Origin of the sequence: Ruegeria sp. HKCCA5763, assembly GCF_013034545.1 — a bacterium.
GTDB lineage: Bacteria > Pseudomonadota > Alphaproteobacteria > Rhodobacterales > Rhodobacteraceae > Ruegeria.
In genome coordinates, this window is the sequence record NZ_WQGF01000003.1 from 270,422 (window position 1) to 288,607 (window position 18,186).

Annotated in this window: 20 protein-coding genes, 1 tRNA gene and 1 riboswitch; of the genes, 11 read left to right on the forward strand and 10 right to left on the reverse strand. The window is 57.3% G+C overall.

Annotation, left to right across the window (positions count from 1 at the left end; all coding sequences use genetic code 11):
* Positions 1 to 38: 38 nt before the first annotated feature.
* The gene (locus tag GOV89_RS07845; RefSeq protein ID WP_171178465.1) at positions 39 to 740 is read right to left on the reverse strand and encodes a response regulator; all 702 of its coding nucleotides are present in this window, start codon (positions 738 to 740) and stop codon (positions 39 to 41) included.
* Positions 737 to 1,249 carry a MarR family winged helix-turn-helix transcriptional regulator gene (locus tag GOV89_RS07850; protein WP_171178463.1) on the reverse strand — a complete coding sequence of 171 codons (513 nt, stop codon included), beginning with the start codon at positions 1,247 to 1,249 and terminating at the stop codon, positions 737 to 739. Before GOV89_RS07850 ends, GOV89_RS07845 begins: the two co-directional genes overlap by 4 nt.
* A gap of 158 nt (positions 1,250 to 1,407) precedes the next feature.
* On the opposite strand from GOV89_RS07850, the gene GOV89_RS07855 reads away from it, so the two are divergent.
* From GOV89_RS07855 to GOV89_RS07875, 5 genes are all read left to right on the forward strand, one after another.
* Positions 1,408 to 2,274, forward strand: coding sequence for a branched-chain amino acid aminotransferase (locus GOV89_RS07855; protein ID WP_171178461.1), 867 nt, complete (start codon positions 1,408 to 1,410; stop codon positions 2,272 to 2,274).
* Between the two features lie 108 nt (positions 2,275 to 2,382).
* Complete coding sequence (locus tag GOV89_RS07860; RefSeq protein WP_171178460.1) at positions 2,383 to 3,333, forward strand: AraC family transcriptional regulator; 951 nt, start codon at positions 2,383 to 2,385, stop codon at positions 3,331 to 3,333.
* A 111-nt stretch (positions 3,334 to 3,444) separates the two neighbouring features.
* On the forward strand, positions 3,445 to 3,810 hold the full coding sequence (locus GOV89_RS07865) for a hypothetical protein (protein ID WP_171237920.1): 366 nt from the start codon (positions 3,445 to 3,447) through the stop codon (positions 3,808 to 3,810).
* A gap of 137 nt (positions 3,811 to 3,947) precedes the next feature.
* Complete coding sequence (locus tag GOV89_RS07870) at positions 3,948 to 5,516, forward strand: alkaline phosphatase (RefSeq protein ID WP_171237921.1); 1,569 nt, start codon at positions 3,948 to 3,950, stop codon at positions 5,514 to 5,516.
* A 208-nt stretch (positions 5,517 to 5,724) separates the two neighbouring features.
* The gene (locus GOV89_RS07875) at positions 5,725 to 5,943 is read left to right on the forward strand and encodes a hypothetical protein (protein WP_171178454.1); all 219 of its coding nucleotides are present in this window, start codon (positions 5,725 to 5,727) and stop codon (positions 5,941 to 5,943) included.
* A 35-nt stretch (positions 5,944 to 5,978) separates the two neighbouring features.
* Here GOV89_RS07875 and cobO read toward each other — a convergent pair whose 3' ends face one another.
* The 5 genes from cobO to GOV89_RS07900 all read right to left on the reverse strand — a co-directional run bounded on the left by cobO (position 5,979) and on the right by GOV89_RS07900 (position 9,951).
* The gene (gene cobO / locus GOV89_RS07880; protein ID WP_171178452.1) at positions 5,979 to 6,578 is read right to left on the reverse strand and encodes a cob(I)yrinic acid a,c-diamide adenosyltransferase; all 600 of its coding nucleotides are present in this window, start codon (positions 6,576 to 6,578) and stop codon (positions 5,979 to 5,981) included.
* A gap of 56 nt (positions 6,579 to 6,634) precedes the next feature.
* A complete protein-coding gene (locus GOV89_RS07885) occupies positions 6,635 to 7,570 on the reverse strand; it encodes a DMT family transporter (protein ID WP_171178450.1) in 936 nt (311 codons plus the stop codon).
* Between the two features lie 45 nt (positions 7,571 to 7,615).
* A complete protein-coding gene (locus GOV89_RS07890; RefSeq protein WP_171178448.1) occupies positions 7,616 to 8,278 on the reverse strand; it encodes an HD domain-containing protein in 663 nt (220 codons plus the stop codon).
* Complete coding sequence (gene aroC / locus GOV89_RS07895; RefSeq protein WP_171178446.1) at positions 8,262 to 9,362, reverse strand: chorismate synthase; 1,101 nt, start codon at positions 9,360 to 9,362, stop codon at positions 8,262 to 8,264. The genes GOV89_RS07890 and aroC overlap by 17 nt, the downstream gene beginning before the upstream one ends.
* 148 nt (positions 9,363 to 9,510) lie before the next feature.
* Entirely contained in the window at positions 9,511 to 9,951 is a 441-nt protein-coding gene (locus GOV89_RS07900; RefSeq protein ID WP_171178444.1) for a 6,7-dimethyl-8-ribityllumazine synthase, read from the reverse strand.
* 71 nt (positions 9,952 to 10,022) lie between these two features.
* Positions 10,023 to 10,223, reverse strand: a riboswitch (FMN riboswitch).
* Between the two features lie 54 nt (positions 10,224 to 10,277).
* Here GOV89_RS07900 and GOV89_RS07905 point away from each other — a divergent pair.
* Together GOV89_RS07905 and GOV89_RS07910 are read left to right on the forward strand one after the other, a co-directional pair.
* Positions 10,278 to 10,889 (forward strand): FMN-binding negative transcriptional regulator, encoded by a 612-nt coding sequence (locus GOV89_RS07905; protein WP_171237922.1) that lies wholly within the window; start codon positions 10,278 to 10,280, stop codon positions 10,887 to 10,889.
* 70 nt (positions 10,890 to 10,959) lie between these two features.
* A complete protein-coding gene (locus tag GOV89_RS07910; RefSeq protein WP_171178441.1) occupies positions 10,960 to 11,568 on the forward strand; it encodes a glutathione S-transferase in 609 nt (202 codons plus the stop codon).
* Between the two features lie 22 nt (positions 11,569 to 11,590).
* On the opposite strand, the gene GOV89_RS07915 is transcribed toward GOV89_RS07910, so the two are convergent.
* The gene (locus GOV89_RS07915) at positions 11,591 to 12,034 is read right to left on the reverse strand and encodes a cytochrome c family protein (protein WP_171178439.1); all 444 of its coding nucleotides are present in this window, start codon (positions 12,032 to 12,034) and stop codon (positions 11,591 to 11,593) included.
* Between the two features lie 464 nt (positions 12,035 to 12,498).
* On the opposite strand from GOV89_RS07915, the gene petA reads away from it, so the two are divergent.
* From petA to GOV89_RS07930, 3 genes are read left to right on the forward strand one after another with little or no spacing between them, the layout of a single operon-like run.
* Positions 12,499 to 13,083 (forward strand): ubiquinol-cytochrome c reductase iron-sulfur subunit, encoded by a 585-nt coding sequence (gene petA, locus GOV89_RS07920; protein ID WP_171178437.1) that lies wholly within the window; start codon positions 12,499 to 12,501, stop codon positions 13,081 to 13,083.
* A 14-nt stretch (positions 13,084 to 13,097) separates the two neighbouring features.
* Positions 13,098 to 14,429, forward strand: a complete 1,332-nt coding sequence (gene petB, locus GOV89_RS07925) for a cytochrome b (RefSeq protein ID WP_171093028.1) — start codon at positions 13,098 to 13,100, stop codon at positions 14,427 to 14,429.
* Between the two features lie 18 nt (positions 14,430 to 14,447).
* Positions 14,448 to 15,239, forward strand: a complete 792-nt coding sequence (locus tag GOV89_RS07930; protein ID WP_171178435.1) for a cytochrome c1 — start codon at positions 14,448 to 14,450, stop codon at positions 15,237 to 15,239.
* A 144-nt stretch (positions 15,240 to 15,383) separates the two neighbouring features.
* On the opposite strand, the gene mtaB is transcribed toward GOV89_RS07930, so the two are convergent.
* Positions 15,384 to 16,640: a tRNA (N(6)-L-threonylcarbamoyladenosine(37)-C(2))-methylthiotransferase MtaB gene (gene mtaB / locus GOV89_RS07935; protein ID WP_171178433.1), complete on the reverse strand. Its 1,257-nt coding sequence runs from the start codon at positions 16,638 to 16,640 to the stop codon at positions 15,384 to 15,386.
* The gene (gene dapF, locus GOV89_RS07940) at positions 16,637 to 17,470 is read right to left on the reverse strand and encodes a diaminopimelate epimerase (RefSeq protein WP_171178431.1); all 834 of its coding nucleotides are present in this window, start codon (positions 17,468 to 17,470) and stop codon (positions 16,637 to 16,639) included. Before dapF ends, mtaB begins: the two co-directional genes overlap by 4 nt.
* Positions 17,471 to 17,690: 220 nt before the next feature.
* Here dapF and GOV89_RS07945 point away from each other — a divergent pair.
* Positions 17,691 to 17,766 (forward strand) — tRNA-Lys (locus GOV89_RS07945).
* The last annotated feature ends 420 nt before the right edge of the window (positions 17,767 to 18,186 follow it).

An 18,186-nucleotide genomic window follows, 5' to 3' on the forward strand; every position in this document is an offset into this window, starting at 1 on the left:
CTTCGCCGAAGGCACAAAACCGCCGCGCAGCGGCACGCTTAATCCGGTGCCAGCATATAGCCTGCGCCGCGGACGGTTTGCAGATATCTGGGCTGTTTCGGGTCTTGCTCGATCTTGCGCCGCAGGCGCGTGATCTGCACGTCCACTGCACGTTCCTGCGCTTGGCCTTTGTCGCGCCCAAGATCCTCTACCAGTTTTGCGCGGCTGATCGGTTCGCCGGGCTGGGCCGAGAAGATCTTCATCAACTGGCTTTCCGTTGCGGTCAGGCGCACGGGATCTTCGCCCTGCCACATCTCTCCCCGCTCGATGTCATATCGGATCGGGCCGAGGTACAGGATCTTCGCGGCTGTTTCCTCGGCTGGCGTTTCCGGCATCCTGCGTAGAATTGCGTTGATCCGCAGCAGCAGCTCTTTTGGCTCGAAGGGTTTCGCCAGATAGTCATCTGCCCCGGCCTCAAGCCCTGCAATCCGGTGTTCGGTTTCCCCTTTGGCGGTTAGAAGCAGGATGGGAGTGCTGTGCGTCTCACGCAGCGATTTTGTCAGACTGACACCATCTTCGCCCGGCATCATGACATCCATGACAATCATGTCGAAATCCAGCCCTGACAAGACCCGCCGCGCATGGGCAGCATCCCGAGCTGCAGTGACCAAGAACCCGTTTCGCATCAGGAATTTCTTGAGCAGATCGCGAATGCGTTCGTCATCGTCAACAATCAGCAGATGGGCGTCCATATCGCTCATGAGGTCGTATCCCGAAGTTTCGTATAGGCATGACGCATATCAGCATCCATCATTGCTTCAAGCACTTTGCGAAATCCGGCCACAGCTTCGGGACCGGCATCCTTGTAAGCGGCGCGCATCCTGGAGCGTTGCGCATCTGACAACGTCGTCTCCAGAGCTTGCCCCTTCTCAGTCAGAAATAGGTGGCGTTCGCGTTTGTCCACCGTGCCGACACGGCTTTCCACCAGCCCATCCTCGATCAAGGTTCGTAAAACCCTGTTTAGAGACTGTTTTGTGACACCAAGGATCGCTAACAAGTTGTTGACCGTAGTCCCAGGTGCACGGTTGATGAAATGGATTGCCCGATGGTGGGCGCGGCCATATGCCATTTCGGTTAGGATGCGATCAGGGTCCGCAGTAAAGCCGCGATAGGCGAAAAACATGGCCTCAATCCCCTGCCGTAATTGCTCATCGGTCAAAAACAACAGGCTTTCGCCCCCATAACGCGGGGCCGGGCGGATGTCGGACATGGTGCGCCTCATTCGTTACTCGGGGCCGAGTTTATGTCAGCGTTATTGACATTCCAAGGGTAGAGCGGTATCGAATCGCAGTTTTTGCGCAATAATATGTTCGTATCGGACTTAATTGGCGCAATAATCGAAAATTCACCCGGTTCAGGAGGTTTCGCATGGCGGGGTATGATGATCGTGATGGTACCATTTGGATGGATGGCAAGCTGGTGCCCTGGCGTGAGGCCAATGTCCATATTCTGACCCACGCCATGCACTATGCCTCGTCCGTGTTTGAAGGCGAGCGCGCATATAACGGCAAGATCTTCAAAAGCCGGGAGCACTCCGAGCGACTGATCGCATCGGCCGAGGCGCTGGATATGCCGATGCCCTATTCGGTCGACGAAATTGAAGCTGCGAAGGAAGAGGCGCTGAAAGCCAGCGGCCTGCAAGACGCCTATGTGCGTGCTCTGGTCTGGCGCGGCTCGGGCGAAGATATGGGCGTGGCGTCCGCCAAGAATCCGGTGCGCATGGCCGTCGCGGTCTGGCCCTGGGGTGCTTATTACGGCGACGCGAAAATGCAGGGCGCTAAGCTGGACATTGCCGAATGGAAACGCCCCAGCCCTGAAACCATCCCGGTTCACGCCAAGGCCGCAGGCCTTTACATGATCTGCACCATCTCGAAACACAAAGCCGAAGCCAAAGGCTGCTCGGATGCCTTGTTCATGGACTGGCGTGGATATGTGGCTGAAGCGACCGGCGCGAATGTCTTTTTCGTCAAAGATGGAGAGGTTCACACGCCGCTGGCCGATTGCTTTTTGAACGGCATCACGCGCCAGACGGTGATCCAGATGTTGAAAGACAAAGGCATCACCGTGCATGAGCGCCGTATTAAGCCCGAGGAAATGGCCGATTTCGAACAATGCTGGCTGACCGGTACCGCAGCTGAGGTTACTCCGGTCGGGCAGATTGGGGAGTACACATTCGAGGTGGGCGACCTGACCCGCGAGATTGCGGAAGACTACGAAAAGCTGGTCCGCTCGTAAGCTTCAGCCCCCCGCTCCGGCGGGGGTTTTTCATTGCAGAAAGTGCAAATATCCATGCAATGCGTCCAGCAATCTGGACGGCTTGTATGGAAAGCGTATTTTTGGCGCATGTTAGATCTTCTCAGCGATATTCTCACGCGCCTGTCCCTGCGTGGCACATTCTACTTTCGCACATCGTTCACACCGCCCTTCGGCATTCAGGTGCCGGGCTATGAAAACGTCGCGCGGTTTCATTTTGTGCAGCGTGGTGAGCTTAAGGTGCATGTCTCAACGACTGGCGAGACACTGAGGCTGCGACAGGGTGACTTGATCCTGATTCCCCACGGTGCGCCGCACGCGTTGCTCTGTGCCGAGGTCAAGCCTTTGGATGCGTTGCCTTTGGAAGAGGTGCTTGAGGTGGCTGGCTACACAGGCGACGGTGTGCTGGTATACGGTGGCTCTGACGAAGACCGAGATACGCAGCTGATCTGCGGTCACTTTTCTTTCACAGGTCCTGCCGGGCGGAAGGGCACTGGGCACATGCTGATCGACCGTCTGCCGCCCTACATCCTTATCGAAAACTACGGCGAAGAAGCCGGGGCCTGGATGGAATCGACTCTGCGTATGATTGGTTCCGAGGTTTCTGGCGCGAAAATTGGCGGCGACCTGATCGCGATGAAATTGTCCGAAGTTCTGTTCGCGCAGGCAATCCGGGCCTATCTGGAACGCCAGAGTCCGCAGGATTCGGCTTTGGCCGGGTTTGCCGATTTGCGCATTTCGCGGGCGCTGACCGCGTTCCATCAAGCCCCGGCTGAGGATTGGAGCGTCGCATCTTTGGCGCGAGAGGCCGGTATGTCTCGCACTGCCTTTGCTCAGCTTTTTGCCGAGAAAATGGGAACGACGCCGATGCAATACCTCACAGACTGGAGGATGCAGATCGCCTGCCATGGTCTGACCGAGGCGCGCTGGAACGTGGCGGACGCGGCAGCCGAAGTCGGATACGCCTCGGAAGCCGCGTTCTCGCGTGTATTCAAAAAACAGGTTGGCCTGTCACCGGCTGCGTACAGGGCGATGCACTGATACTCCGCTAATTTTGAACGATCTGCATTATATCGTAAACGCTCAGGAATTCAGCGTCCGGGATCACCAGATTAACTTCCTTTCATCACTGGTTGAGGAAAGGAAAACCTTATGTCCCTGCGTTTTGTAACCCGCTCTGTCCACGCCTATCTGGATTACCCGGTCGCCGTTGCCCTGATGACCTTGCCGTTCCTTCTGGGGCTGGGTCATTCCAATCCGCTGGCCCTGTGGTTGTCTGTTGCGACCGGGGTGGCCGCCTTTGTTCTGACGGTTCTGACCGATCACCATCTGGGGATCTGGCGGGTTTTGCCCTACAAGGTTCACCTGGCCGTAGACTTGTTGGACGGCATCACCTTTCTGTTTGCACCCAGCATTCTGGGGTTCTCGGGGTTGGATGCGGCGTTCTACTGGCTGAATGGCGCGGCTGTGGTGCTGGTCATCTCGCTCAGCGCGCCCGAGCAGGAAGTCGCAGCCTGACGGCGTTATCCACATCTGTCATGGTATCATCATGATACTGTCAAGAAACTGAGCCGCGGGGTTTACAAACTGGCGGCTCATATCGGCGCACCAATCGCGTGGTCGGAGAATCGATCACCAGACAGGAGAGCCTCACTATGACCAAGATCTTACGCCCAAACCGTCGTTCGTTTCTGGCAGGCAGCACTGCCTTTGCCGCTTCGCTGGCCATGCCAGCCATCAGCCGCGCCGGATCGCGCCCCGTGTTCACACATGGCGTTCAGTCCGGTGACGTCGATACGACATCGGGCATAATCTGGACGCGCACGGATCGTCCCTCTCGCGTGATGATGGAAGTATCGACCACAGAAAGCTTCGCAGACGCCCGCACACTCCCGCCGATGGATGCCATCCCCAACAGCGATTTTGCAGTGAAATGTCTGGTCGAGGGGCTGCCATCGGATCAAGACATCTTCTACCGATTCGTCGCCGCTGATCTGAGTGACATCCACACCGTATCAGAGCCTATTACTGGGCAATTTCGCACCGCACCGACCTCGCGTCGTAACATTCGGTTTGCCTGGTCAGGTGATACGGCCGGTCAGGGATGGGGTATTGATGACGAAGGTATGCGCACCTACGCGACCATGGCGCAGCACAAGCCGGACTTCTTCATACATTCCGGTGACACCGTCTATGCCGACGGTCCTATGCAGGATGAGGTCGAGAAAGACGGCCAGCTGATCTGGAAGAACACAACCCTGATCGACGAGAAACGCAAGGTGGCCGAAACGCTGGATGAATTCCGCGCCCAGTGGAAATACAACATGATGGACGAGCATGTGCGGGCCATGAACGCCGTTTGTCCCACCTTTTTCCAGTGGGATGACCATGAGGTTGTGAACAACTGGTCCGACGCAAAAGACCTGATTTCAGACGACCGGTATACCGAGAAGTCGGTGCATGTTCTTCAGTCACGCGCCGGGCGTGCTTTCCATGAGATGACACCGTTGCGCATTACGCCGGCAGAGCCAGGGCGTGTGTATCGCAAGATTTCCTATGGTCCGATGCTGGACGTCTTCTTCCTGGACCTGCGCAGTTATCGTGGACCGAACGGCCCGTCGATGGAGGATGAAATCACGGATCAATCCCGCATTCTGGGCGCGGAACAACTGGCATGGCTCAAGCAAGAGCTGGCAGGATCTCAAGCGACCTGGAAAGTGATTGCCTCGGACATGCCGATCGGATTGATCGTCTGGGACAACTGGAAGGAACAGGCCGGAGCAGAGGCAATTTCGAACGGCGACAGCGGGCCGGCCAAGGGGCGCGAGTTGGAGATCGCGGATCTGCTGCGTTTCATCAAAACGGCTGGCATCACCAACACGGTCTGGTTCACAGCAGATGTCCACTACACTGCCGCGCACTACTACGACCCTAACAAAGCACAATTCCAGGATTTTGAACCGTTTTGGGAGTTTGTTTCGGGTCCGCTGCACGCAGGGACATTTGGTCCAAACGCGTTGGATGGGACCTTTGGTCCTGAGGTCAAGTTCGTCAAAGCACCCGCCGAGGGGCAAGGGGTGAACTTGCCTCCAAGTGAAGGGCTGCAGTTCTTTGGTCTGGTGGACATTGACGGAGTGACCGAACAGATGACGGTTCGGCTGATGGATCGGGCAGATACCGAACTCTGGTCGGTTACGTTGGACCCGCAGGATCGCGCGCTCTGATTTCTTGTAACGACGTGTTTGCACCCCGAGCAATCCTCGGGGTGTTTTAGGGCTTGAAAATCCCGACTTAAATAGTCAGATTATTCGCAACGCCAGATGTTGTACCATCAAGCTCATGGTTTCGGGGCGGTTTGCAGGTTTGGCATGACTTTGGTGATAGCTTGCCGCCGCTCCGGAAACGAACCTGTCTAAACAGAACGAGGCCGAAATGAGCGAGTCGCTAGATGAAATTATGGCACGCCATGACGCGCTGGCTGTGTGTGGATGCACCTGTTGCGACAGTGACTATTGCGCCTATGTCGATTGCCAAAAGCCGCGCCGCAAACAAACCGAAGCGATGCCGCCTGTAAGATCAAAACCTGACGATCTTACCCCACGCGCCTCGCTTCGAGAGATTGTTGAAGCGACCCTGAGCCGTTTTGGCTGAGTGACGTAGGCCGTGAGGCCTACGTCAGCCAATTGTCAAAAATCCACGCCGCGCTGCGCCTTGATCCCCGCTTGGAACGGGTGCTTTTCCTCAGTCATCTCAGTAACCAAGTCGGCGTAATCACGCAGCGCTTGGGGCGCGTCGCGGCCGGTCAGGAACACGCTGGTCTTGTCCGAACGCGCGTTCAGGCCGTCGATGACCTGCTCAACAGACAGATACTCGTACCGCAGCGCGATGTTGATCTCGTCCAGCACGACCAGATCGTACTCGCCGCTGGACATCAGGGCGCGCGCCTTGTCGAAGGCGGCGTTTGCGGCAGCGATGTCGCGTTCGCGATCCTGCGTGTCCCAGGTGAAACCTTCGCCCATCGTGTGCCATGTCACCAGATCACGTTCTTCAAAAAAACGGCGCTCGCCTGTTTTCCACTTGCCCTTGATGAACTGAACCACGGCGACTTTCTGGCCCCAGCCCAGCGCGCGGATAACCACGCCAAAAGCGGCGGATGACTTGCCTTTGCCCTTGCCGGTGTTGATTAGAACCAGACCGCGACCGGGGTCCACCGCCTCGGACACTTTCTTGCGGTGCTTGGCTTGCACCTGCTGCATCTTTTCCTTGTGATCCTGCGCGTCGCTCATGGGGGAACCTCTTTGATTGTCCGGCCCAACCTAGGGGAAGATTACAAAAGGTAAAGTCACGCTTTGGGGTCTGTGACTGACCGGGCTTTGCCACGCTCGAGCCCCAACTGGTGTTCGCGCCAGATCACAACAACATTGCCTGCGATGACCAAAGCGGCCCCAATCAGGATTGCAAGCGTTGGCAGTTCGTCGAACCAGACATAGCCAATCACAATCGCAAACAGCATGGTCGCGTAATCATAAGGTGCAAGCATCGAAGCCTGACCAAAGCGATAAGAAGACGTCACCAATATCTGCGCAACCCCGCCGATCAGGCCCATCATGATCAGTATTAGAGCCTGATTCCACGTCGGCATCGTCCATCCCCAGGACGCGGTCAGCGCCGACAGTAAGGTTGCGGTCATCGAGAAATAGAAGACGATCGCAGCCGGGTGATCGACTTTGACAAGCTGCCGGATATGAATCTGCACAAAGGCGCGCGCGATGGTGGCCCCCAAAACGCACAGAGCGCCGATGGTTGCGGCGACCTCCATCTGGGTGCTGCCCAAGCGTGGCCAAATCATGATCAGGACCCCCAACAGACCAAGAGCCACCGCGCCGATACGGATCAGACGAATGCGTTCGCCCAGCATCACGGCGGCCAGAATCAGGGTGAAGATCGGTGTGGCGTAGCCAATTGCCGTCACCTCGGGCAGGGGCAGCAAGCTAAGGCCGGTAAAGGTAAGCCCCATGGCGCTGGTGCCCAGGACGCCGCGCCAGAAATGGCCCATGGGTTTTTTGACCACAAAGCCCTTGGATAATTCCCCGCGCGCGATGAGCCAAAGAATGATGACGGGAATCGCGAACAGGGACCGGAAGAAAACCAATTGGCCCGGCGGGAATTCATCCGATAAAGCTTTGACCAAGGCGGACATCGACGTGAACAGGAACAGCGCGCCCAGTTTCAGCGTCACTGCCAGCATAGGTCGATGCGATGTTAAGGGTTTTGTCATCGGCGCGAACCTGCGCCTTTGGAGGACAAAGATCAACGGGTGGGTTTAGTCATTCACCCAGGATTGAGGCAGAGAATTGCCGATTTCCTCGCCGAATTCTTCAAGAAAGCGGATCATACGCGTGGTGCGTTGTTCCGCAATCTGTCTGCCGGTCTGGGTCAGCATGTCGCCCGGCAGCCCCAGCAGTTTGACTTTCCAATGGTCGAGCGAGAAATGCAGGTCGTCCAATGGCCGGTTTTGGGCAAAGGGATCTGCCGCGTCATAAAGAGTACGCCCCAGTGCTCCGGAAACAGAAAAGTTGCGCGCAATACCAATGGCACCCAAAGCATCAAGCCGATCTGCATCGCGTAGGACACGCGCCTCGGCTGTTTTCGGAGTAATGTCGGCCGAGAAGCTATGGGCTTCGATCGCATGCTGGATGGCTCGGATCTGGTTCGAGTTATACCCCAAATCCTGCAGAATAGGCTCTGATTCCACTGCGGATTTGCGAGATGCCAGATGCCGATCAGGATCATCCTTGGGTAGATTTACCAGATCATGCAGATAACTTGCGGCCAGCAGCACGGACATATCGGTTTGATCATCTGCGATGGCCTGAGCGTTGGTCCAGACCCGATCCAGATGGGCCAGATCATGGGCTGGATCCGTTTCCATGCGATGCGCGACCACCGCACGTAGGCGCGTGCGCAGATCAGCCGATCCGTCCACGGTTCTCTCCGATCTGACCGCGATGCAGAAGCAGGTGGTCGAGGATCACGCAGGCCATCATCGCTTCGCCAACCGGAACCGCGCGGATGCCGACGCAGGGGTCGTGGCGGCCTTTGGTGATGATCTCGGTCTCTTCACCCGACTTGGTGATCGTTTTGCGTGTGGTCAAGATCGATGACGTAGGCTTCACGGCAAAGCGTACCACAATGTCCTGTCCGGTTGAGATACCGCCCAGAATGCCACCGGCGTGATTCGAGCTGTATTGCGGGCCGTTCTGGCCCATGAAGATCTCATCCGCATTGGCTTCGCCGGTCAGTTCCGCGGCCGCCATGCCTTCGCCAATTTCTACACCTTTGACGGCGTTGATCGACATCATCGCAGCGGCCAGATCAGTATCTAATTTGCCGTATACGGGCGCTCCGATTCCTGCTGGAACACCGCGCGCGACGACCTCGACCACAGCGCCGACCGAGTTGCCGGACTTGCGCAGATCGTCCAGATACGCGGCCCAGTCCTCGGCAGCTTGTGCATCGGGTGTCCAGAACGGGTTCTGTTCGATCTGGGACCAGTCGAAATTTGCACGGTCGATTTTGTGCGGTCCAATTTGCGTCATGTAGCCTGTGATCTGCACATTCGGCGCGATCTGTTTGATCGCCTCACGCGCGAGCCCTCCGGCGGCGACACGTGATGCGGTTTCCCGCGCCGAGCTGCGCCCGCCTCCGCGATAGTCGCGGATGCCGTATTTCTGCCAATAGGTGATATCGGCGTGGCCCGGACGGAACTTGTCCATGATATCGCCGTAGTCTTTTGAACGCTGATCGGTATTCTCGATCATCAATTGCACCGGAGTGCCGGTGGTCTGGCCTTCGAATACTCCCGAGAGGATTTTTACCTGGTCCGGTTCGCGCCGCTGCGTGGTGAACTTGTTCTGACCCGGTTTGCGCTTGTCCAGCCAGTGCTGGATCATGGCTTCGTCGATTTGAACACCCGGAGGGCAGCCGTCGACCGTAGCGCCCAAAGCGGGACCATGGCTTTCGCCCCAGGTGGTGACGCGGAAGAGGTGTCCAAAACTGTTCATCGACATGGGGCGTGCTCCTTTGCGGGTCGTGATTAGCGGGCGCGGGTCCTGGCCTCAAGCGGAATTGCGTTTTGGAGGTGGTGGAGGGGACGTCGTCCCCTCTTGAGCCTGCGGCTCAATTCACCCCTGCCGTATTTGGGACAAGAAGAAGCGATCAAGCTGCGCTTGCGATTTTTGTGCGGATCTGGGTGATGCCGAGCGCGGCTTGAGCGGCTTCGCGGCCCTTTTGCACGAAGTGGTCGCGGTAGATGGCGTTGTGGTGCTCGGTCTCTTGATACTGGTGCGGCGTCAGCGAGACAGACAGGACAGGAACGCCGGTATCCATTCCTGCTCGCATTAGGCCATCGACCACTGCCTGCGCGACGAAGTCGTGGCGGTAGATGCCGCCATCCACAACAAAGGCGGCGCACGCTACGACGGTGTAGTTGCCGGTTTGGGCCAGGTCGCGGGCCAACAAGGGCATTTCGAACGCGCCGGGGACGTCGAAGACATCGACCTGCTTGGCGGGGATGAGTTCGAGGAAGCCGTCAAGTGCGCGGTCGACGATATCGGAATGCCAGTTGGCTTTGACAAAAGCATAGCGGGTGTGTGTCATCGTGATCTCCTTTCGTAACAGACACGTCACCCAAGGCGATCACGAACAAGCACACCGATTGCCGGCGTGTTGCACGTTCTCTTTCATCCGGACTGTAACCGTCGGCTCTGGCTTCTCACCAGATCTGCTTGTCACCCTCTGGCGCTTCTACACTTTGTCCGAAAACCGGTTCCCACTTTTCGGATCGTGGACACTTTTGGGCCGCTCGCGGGCTTACGGGTCGTCGCCCGCATACCGCCGGTGGGGAATTTCGCCCCGCCCTGAGAACAAGACGGTCCTTGCATATCTTGGGCCTCGTCTGCAAGAGATTTGGCAGGAGGATCACCATGCACCCGAACCCCGCCTTTTGCGCCGAGGAGCGCGCGCGCCATATTGAGTTCGCCCGTGACCGAGGATTCGGTGTATTGGTCTTGTCGACAGATGGTGCCCCGCTGTTGAGCCATGTGCCGATTCTTCTGTCGGACGACGGCAGGGTGGCTGAACTGCATCTTGTCCGCTCCAATCCCATCGTGCGCGCCTTGGAAAAGCCGAAAGCGGCGAAGATCGCGGTACAGGGGCCGGATGGGTATATCTCTCCGGATTGGTATGAGGTTGAGGATCAGGTTCCAACCTGGAACTACGTGGCTGTGCATCTGACCGGGGAGCTGGAGTTGCGCCCGCAGGAAGAGCTGTTGGATCTGTTGAACCGGCAGTCGGCCTTCTATGAAGAGCGCCTGCAACCTAAACCTCCATGGGCCACAGGAAAGATGTCAGATGAGGCTCTGACCAAAATGATGCGGATGATCGTGCCGTGTCGAATGCAGGTCGAGGATGTTCAGGGCACATGGAAGTTGAGCCAGAACAAGCCTGATGATGTGCGCTTGCGGGCGTCTGAACAGATTGCGTCAGGGATCGGGTCCGAATTGAATTTTCTGCAAGAGCTAATGCGCAACGCCTAGCCCTCGGCAAAGTGTGGGCTTTTGTTTTTGCAGGCCTTCTGTAAGGTCGGCTCAAACAGGGAGCCCGCCGATGAAACTCTACCACAGTCTGACCTCGCCTTATGTACGCAAAGTCATGGTATTGCTGCATGAAACAGAACAGCTTGAAGATGTTGAGCTGGAGACCGTGGCCGGAACACCGATCTCACCGGCTGAGCCACTGGTTAGCAAAGCACCGTTAACAAAAGTTCCGGCGCTGGAGCGCCCGGATGGGCCTACCTTGTTCGACAGTCGGGTAATCTGTGCGTTTCTGGATGCCCGTGCCGGTGGAAAGCTTTATCCCGAGGGCGCAGGTCGCTGGGATGTTCTGACACTCGAAGCGCTTGCTGACGGCATTCTGGATGCAGCCCTTTTGATGACTTACGAAGACCGCCTGCGTCCCGACGACAAAAAGTGGGATGCCTGGATTGAATCGCAGTGGGTCAAGATTGACCGGGCCTGTGCTGTACTGAACCAACGGTGGATGGCGCATTTGTCCGGCCCGTTGGATATGGGGCAGGTCGCCGTCGGCTGTGCGCTGGGTTATCTGGATCTGCGCCATGACGCGCGGGGGTGGCGCAAGGGTAATGACGCACTTGCCAAGTGGTTTGCGGAGTTTGGCGAGCGACCCAGCATGGTGGCCACCCGCCCTCAGGGCTAAGGCATCCTCAGCCGCATCTGCGTTACTGGCTGAACGTCGCCAGATAAGCAGCGATATCTTCCGCACCTTTCTTGAGCTTGACGCTCATGTTCGGGCGGGCGGTGTCATCGTCGAGATAATCCTTGATGAACCCGATGGGGTCTTTGGAATAGGCGGCGATGTTTTCTTCGGTCCAGACCAGACCTTCTTCACCGGCGCGGATCATGTCGTCGGTGAACATTCCGATGGGTAGGCGCTCGCTGCCATAACGGTAATCGTTCTCGGACCCGGCGACTCGTCCGATGACACCATAAAGATTCGGTCCGGTGATTCCGCCTTTGACCAGAACTTTTCCGTCTTTGATGATCGCGTGGCATGACGAGCAGCGGTTATAGATCGCCTTTCCCTTTTCGGGGTCACCTGCGGCAAGGGTCTGAGTGGACAGCGCCAGTGTAAGTAAAGCTGTGGTCAACAGGGTTTTTGACATAGGGGGTCTCCTGACAGGAGTTCGCGCGTTTTGCCCGCTGTCCTGTATTCGCGCAAAAAGTGCAACGGGGTAAACCTGCACAATTTGCAATTTAAATCATCTATTTGGGGAATATGATTTTGCAGAAAACAATCCCGTTCCCGCCGGTTGGATTGTGAACATTCAAGGCGCAATTCAGCGTTACATGGCTGGAACGCCCCGCGCCTGCTGGGCGTCGTCTTTGGTGTCTGCTGGCAATCGAATCAAAGCAGCCTGATTCGACCTGATCAACAAAGTTGAGCGCAAGATTCACCAAAAAAACGGCCTCGTTCCCTAAATGAAGCGGCACATGCGGCGTATTGCGCGTTTATGAACGCTGGACGAACACTATTCTCCCCGATAGTAAGCGCGTTTAAGACGCCGCTTTCACGCGGTGCGCGAGCTTTTTGCCCGTCCGCGGGCGCCAGACAATCGGAGATAACCTCGTGTCCCACGCAGAAGACCACGAAGGCACCCGCAGAGATTTCCTGTATTACGTCGCTGGCGGCGCAGGTGTCGTTGCGACGGGTGCAGCCGTATGGCCCCTGATCAACCAAATGAACCCGTCAGCAGACGTGCAGGCGCTTTCGTCGATCCGCACGGATGTGAGCGGGGTCGAGCCGGGTACACAGCTGACCGTCAAGTGGCTGGGAAAACCCGTCTTTATCCGTCACCGCACTGGTGCTGAGATTGCCGAAGCGCAGCAGCAGGATGAGGAAGCCATTGGCAGCCTGCCTGATCCGTTGGCACGGAACTTCAACCTGAACGCGGATGCGCCCGCGACTGATGCAAACCGTGTTATGCCGTCGCCCGAAGGCGAGGCAGAGGGCGCGTGGATTGTTCAGATGGGCGTTTGCACCCACTTGGGCTGTGTCCCCTTGGGCGACGCTGGCGATTTCGGCGGTTGGTTCTGCCCCTGCCACGGTTCGCACTACGACCTTGCTGGCCGGATCCGCAAAGGCCCCGCTCCTGAGAACCTGCCTGTTCCACCCGCAGAGTGGGTCGACGCAACAACCATCAAACTCGGCTAAGGGAGACCCAGTTTATGTCCGGAATTCCCCACGATCATTACGAGCCGAAGTCAGACGGCGAAAAGTGGCTGAACAGCCGCCTTCCCATCGTCGGCCTGCTGTATGACACCCTGATGATCCCGACCCCCAAGAACCTGAACTGGTGGTGGATCTGGGGCATCGTCCTGGCGTTCTGCCTGGCGCTGCAAATCGTTACCGGCATCATCCTGGTGATGCACTACACCCCGCATGTCGATCTGGCCTTTGCCAGCGTCGAGCACATCATGCGTAACGTGAATGGCGGCTACTTCATCCGTTATCTGCATATGAACGGCGCATCGCTGTTCTTTGTTGCGGTCTACATTCACATGTTCCGCGGCCTGTATTACGGCTCGTACAAAGCCCCGCGTGAAATCACGTGGATCATCGGTATGCTCATCTACCTGATGATGATGGGTACCGCGTTCATGGGCTACGTTCTGCCTTGGGGCCAGATGTCCTTCTGGGGCGCGACAGTGATTACCGGCCTGTTTGGTGCGATCCCGTTTGTGGGTGAAGCGATCCAGACTTGGCTGTTGGGCGGACCCGCCGTGGACAACGCCACGCTGAACCGCTTCTTCTCGCTGCACTACCTGCTGCCGTTCATCATCGCGGCGCTGGTCATCGTGCATATCTGGGCTTTCCACACCACCGGCAACAACAACCCCACGGGCGTTGAAGTGCGCCGTGGTTCAAAAGCCGAGGCCGAGAAAGACACATTGCCGTTCTGGCCCTACTTCGTGATCAAGGACCTGTTTGCGCTGGCCGTAATCCTGGTCGTGTTCTGGGCAATCGTCGGCTTTATGCCGAACTACCTGGGCCACCCGGACAACTACATCGAAGCCAACCCGCTGGTCACACCTGCGCACATCGTTCCGGAATGGTATTTCCTACCGTTCTACGCGATCCTGCGTGCCTTCACCGGTGAGGTCTGGGTTGTTCAGTTCGCCAGCTTTATCACCGGTGGCATCATCGACGCCAAGTTCTTCGGTGTGATTGCGATGTTTGGTGCGATCCTGGCCATGGCGCTGGCGCCCTGGCTGGACACATCGAGCGTGCGTTCGGGTAAATACCGTCCGATGTTCAAATGGTGGTTCTACCTGCTGATCATCGACTTCTTTGCCCTGATGTGGCTGGGTGCGATGCCCGCGGAAGAGCCCTATGCGACCTTCTCGCTGATCGCGTCTGCCTACTGGTTCGCCTATTTCTTCGTTATCTTGCCGATCCTGGGTGTTATCGAAAAACCGCTGACCCCACCGGAGACCATCGAAGAAGACTTCAACGCGCATTATGGCAAGGCTGACGCCGAAGCCACGCCGGCCGAGTAAGAAGAGGGACCGGATACCATGTTCAAGAAACTTGCAATCGGCGCTGCGTTTGCTCTGGCCCTGACCCCTGCTGCATCTTTTGCGGCAGGTGGTGGCGATCAGCATATCGAAGATTTCGCCTTTTCGTTCGAAGGTCCGTTTGGCACCTGGGATCAAAACCAGCTGCAACGCGGTCTGCAAATCTATACCGAGGTTTGCGCAGCCTGCCACGGCCTGCAATATGTTCCCCTGCGTGATCTGGAAGCGCTGGGTTACAACGAAGAGCAGGTCATCACCTATGCGGCGGACAATTTTGAAGTTTTCGATCCTGAATTGGACGACTTCCGCCCGGCGATCCCGACCGATCACTTCCCGGCCAATACTGCCGTCGGCGCACCCGACCTGAGCCTGATGGCCAAGGCGCGTGCAGGCTTCCACGGCCCTTACGGGTTGGGCATCAACCAGCTGGTCAAGGGCATGGGTGGCGCGGAATACATCGCCTCGCTGCTGGATGGCTACACCGGCAAGGAAAAGGAAGAGGCAGGCACCATCCTGTACGAAAACACCGCTTTTCCGGGCGGCTGGATTTCGATGGGCCCGCCACTGGCAGACGAACAGGTCGAGTTTGCTGATGGTCACTCGAACTCGGTCGAGCATATGTCGGAAGACGTTGCGGCCTTCCTGATGTGGGCGGCTGAGCCCAAGCTGATGGATCGCAAGAACGCCGGTTTTGTTGGCGTAATCTTCCTGTCTATTCTGTCAGTCCTGCTGTATCTGGTGAACAAGCGCCTCTGGGCACCACATAAGGGCAAGCTCCGTCCAGAGGATTGATCCTTTTTCGGAATTAGAAATCGAAACCCCCGCGCCCACCCGGTTGCGGGGGTTTTCTTTGGGAACTAGCTAAAAAGGGGCCAGCCCCTTCTTGGCCTTTGGCCAATTCATCCCCGAGGTATTTTGGGCCAGATGAAGGGCGGATCAGACAGTGAGTTGGTTTGAAGTCTGTCCGGTGATTGCAGCCGTAACGATCTGACCTTCGGGCTGAGGTGTGGCGAAGGACACTTCGGTGAATTGCTCGGTCCGGCCCATATGGGGGTTTTCCATCAGGATATGATGGGTTTTGCCGATCTGTTCCGATAGGTGCTTTGAGACCTGAGCATCCCCGGCCGCGCGCAGTCGGGCCGCGCGGTCTTTGATCACCGTTCCATTGATTTGCTGCGGGATTCGTGCGGCAGGCGTGCCGTCACGCTTGGAGTATGGGAAGACGTGCAGCCACGTGAGATTGCAGTCTTTGACCAGCCTGAGCGAGTTTTTGAAATGCTCTTCGGATTCCGTAGGAAACCCCGCGATAATATCGGCACCAAACGTCATGTCAGGGCGCAGCTTTCGGGCGTCTTCGGTAAATCGGATCGCGTCGTCGCGCAGGTGGCGGCGTTTCATCCGTTTCAGAATCAGGTCGTCCCCGTGCTGAAGCGAGAGGTGCAGGTGTGGCATCAGGCGCGGCTCGGTCGCGATGGCTTGCATCAGGTTTTCGTCGACCTCGATCGAATCGATTGAACTGATCCGAAGGCGCGGCAGGTCTGGCACCAGTGTGAGGATGCGCATCACTAGATCGCCAAGCCTGGGTTCTGCGGGCAGGTCGGCCCCCCACGAGGTCAGATCGACCCCAGTCAGAACCACTTCGTTGTAGCCCTTGTCCACAAGCCGCTTGATCTGATCCACAACAACGCCCGCAGGGACGCTGCGAGAGTTGCCGCGGCCATAGGGGATGATGCAGAAGGTGCAGCGGTGATCACAGCCGTTTTGAACCTGCACATAGGCGCGTGAGCGTGTGCCAAAGCCGTCGATCAGGTGGCCCGCCGTTTCGGTCACGGACATGATGTCATCAACCTGAACGGCCTCGGTCTCGCCAATGAAATCGGCGGCCATGCCTTTCCAGGTTGCGGGCTGCATTTTCTCGGTATTGCCGATGACCGCATCGACCTCTTCCATTTGGGCAAAGGTCTCGGGTTCAGTTTGGGCGGCGCATCCGGTGACGATCAGACGGGCGTTGGGGTTTTCGCGCCGCAATTTGCGGATCTCTTGCCGGGCTTTGCGGACGGCCTCAGCCGTCACCGCGCATGTGTTCACCACCACAGCATCGGTCAGACCTGCCTGCTGTGACAGCTCTTTCATTGCCTCGGTCTCATAGGCGTTCAGGCGGCAGCCCAAAGTGGTGAACTTGGGCGGGTTCATCCCAAAGACCCCAAGAACTCAGGGGTGATGGTGCCCGAGAAGACATGCGCTGTCGGGCCGGTCATCCAGACTCCATCCTCGCGCCAGTCGATCCAGATCGTGCCGCCATCCAACTCGATCTGAACTTTGCGCCCCGTGAGACCGCGTCTTGCGGCTGCAACCGCCGTCGCGCAGGAGGATGAGCCAGATGCCAATGTGATCCCGACACCACGCTCCCAAACACGCATACGGATGCTGTCCGTGCCAGTCACTTGTGCGACTTGAACGTTGGTGCGCTCTGGGTAGAGTGGATGGTGTTCGTAACGCGCGCCAAACTCGTTCAGCGGAATTGCCTCGGCGTCTTCGACAAAGAAAGTGCAATGCGGATTGCCCATACCGGTTGCCGTAGGCGCACCTTCGATCGGTAACTCCAGCGTGTCCATCTCCTCCGCCAGCGGTATGTCCTGCCAGTCCAGTTGAGGCTGTCCCATATTCACCGAGGTCAGACCATTGCCGACATCTTTTGCAAAGAGGGCACCGCGTTCGGTTGTCAGGGCCAGTTCGGACTTTCCGGTCTCATCCATCAGAAACCGCGCGATGCAGCGTGTTGCATTGCCACATGCGGCCGAGGTAGATCCATCGGAATTGTAGAAGACCAGATGTGCGTCCGCCTGGCCGTTTTCGATTACAGCCAATTGGTCGAAACCCACCCCAAACTGCCGATGGCCGATTCCCTTTGCGAGAGCCGGTGTAATCTGGGAATCGCACCCGCGCGCATCCACGATGACAAAGTCATTTCCCAGCCCGTGCATCTTCATGAAGGGCAAACCGGTATCGAGTCTCTGTTGCATGGCGGCGATATAACCCCGGTCCGAACATGAATCCACCCTGTTGCGCAGAATCGTGAAAAAAGGGGTTGACCCCCCTGCGACACCTGCCTAATTAGGCCGCCTATCGGGTCGCCGGAAACATAAGATGTATCGGTGAAACGAGGCGCAAAATAAGGACTTGAACCCGATCAGGGATTTGTCTTAAAGAGCGCCACGGATCAGGAAGATCCAGCAAAAGAGTGGGCCGTTAGCTCAGTTGGTAGAGCAACTGACTTTTAATCAGTGGGTCGCAGGTTCGAATCCTGCACGGCTCACCACTTTTTTAAAATTAAGGCGTTCAGTAAGCGGGTTTGGTGCGAAGACGACCGGGCCTATATGTATGGCTCACCAAGCTGCGTGTGCGACTTGGGCGTGATTTGAGTCTCTTGAAAGCGGGTCAGGCGCGATCGTTAAGCCTTTGCGGGTCGTGCGCGAATTTCGTACAGCCACGAACCTATTACTAATGCGGTTTTGCGCCATCGGTCCATCGCTGCGTGAGGCCTCCAACCTTCGGTAGACCACGTTGGGCGCCCATGTAAGGACAAAAACAAATGGTCCTTTAAATGGTGCTTTCGTAACAGGACCACGTCGGAGAGGCCGCCGGGCGCTATTTTGCCTATGTAAAATTGCTTTTGACTAACAAACCCGATAGGTTTTTGAAAAAGGTGGTCAACACCGGGGGCAGTGAGAGCGCAAAT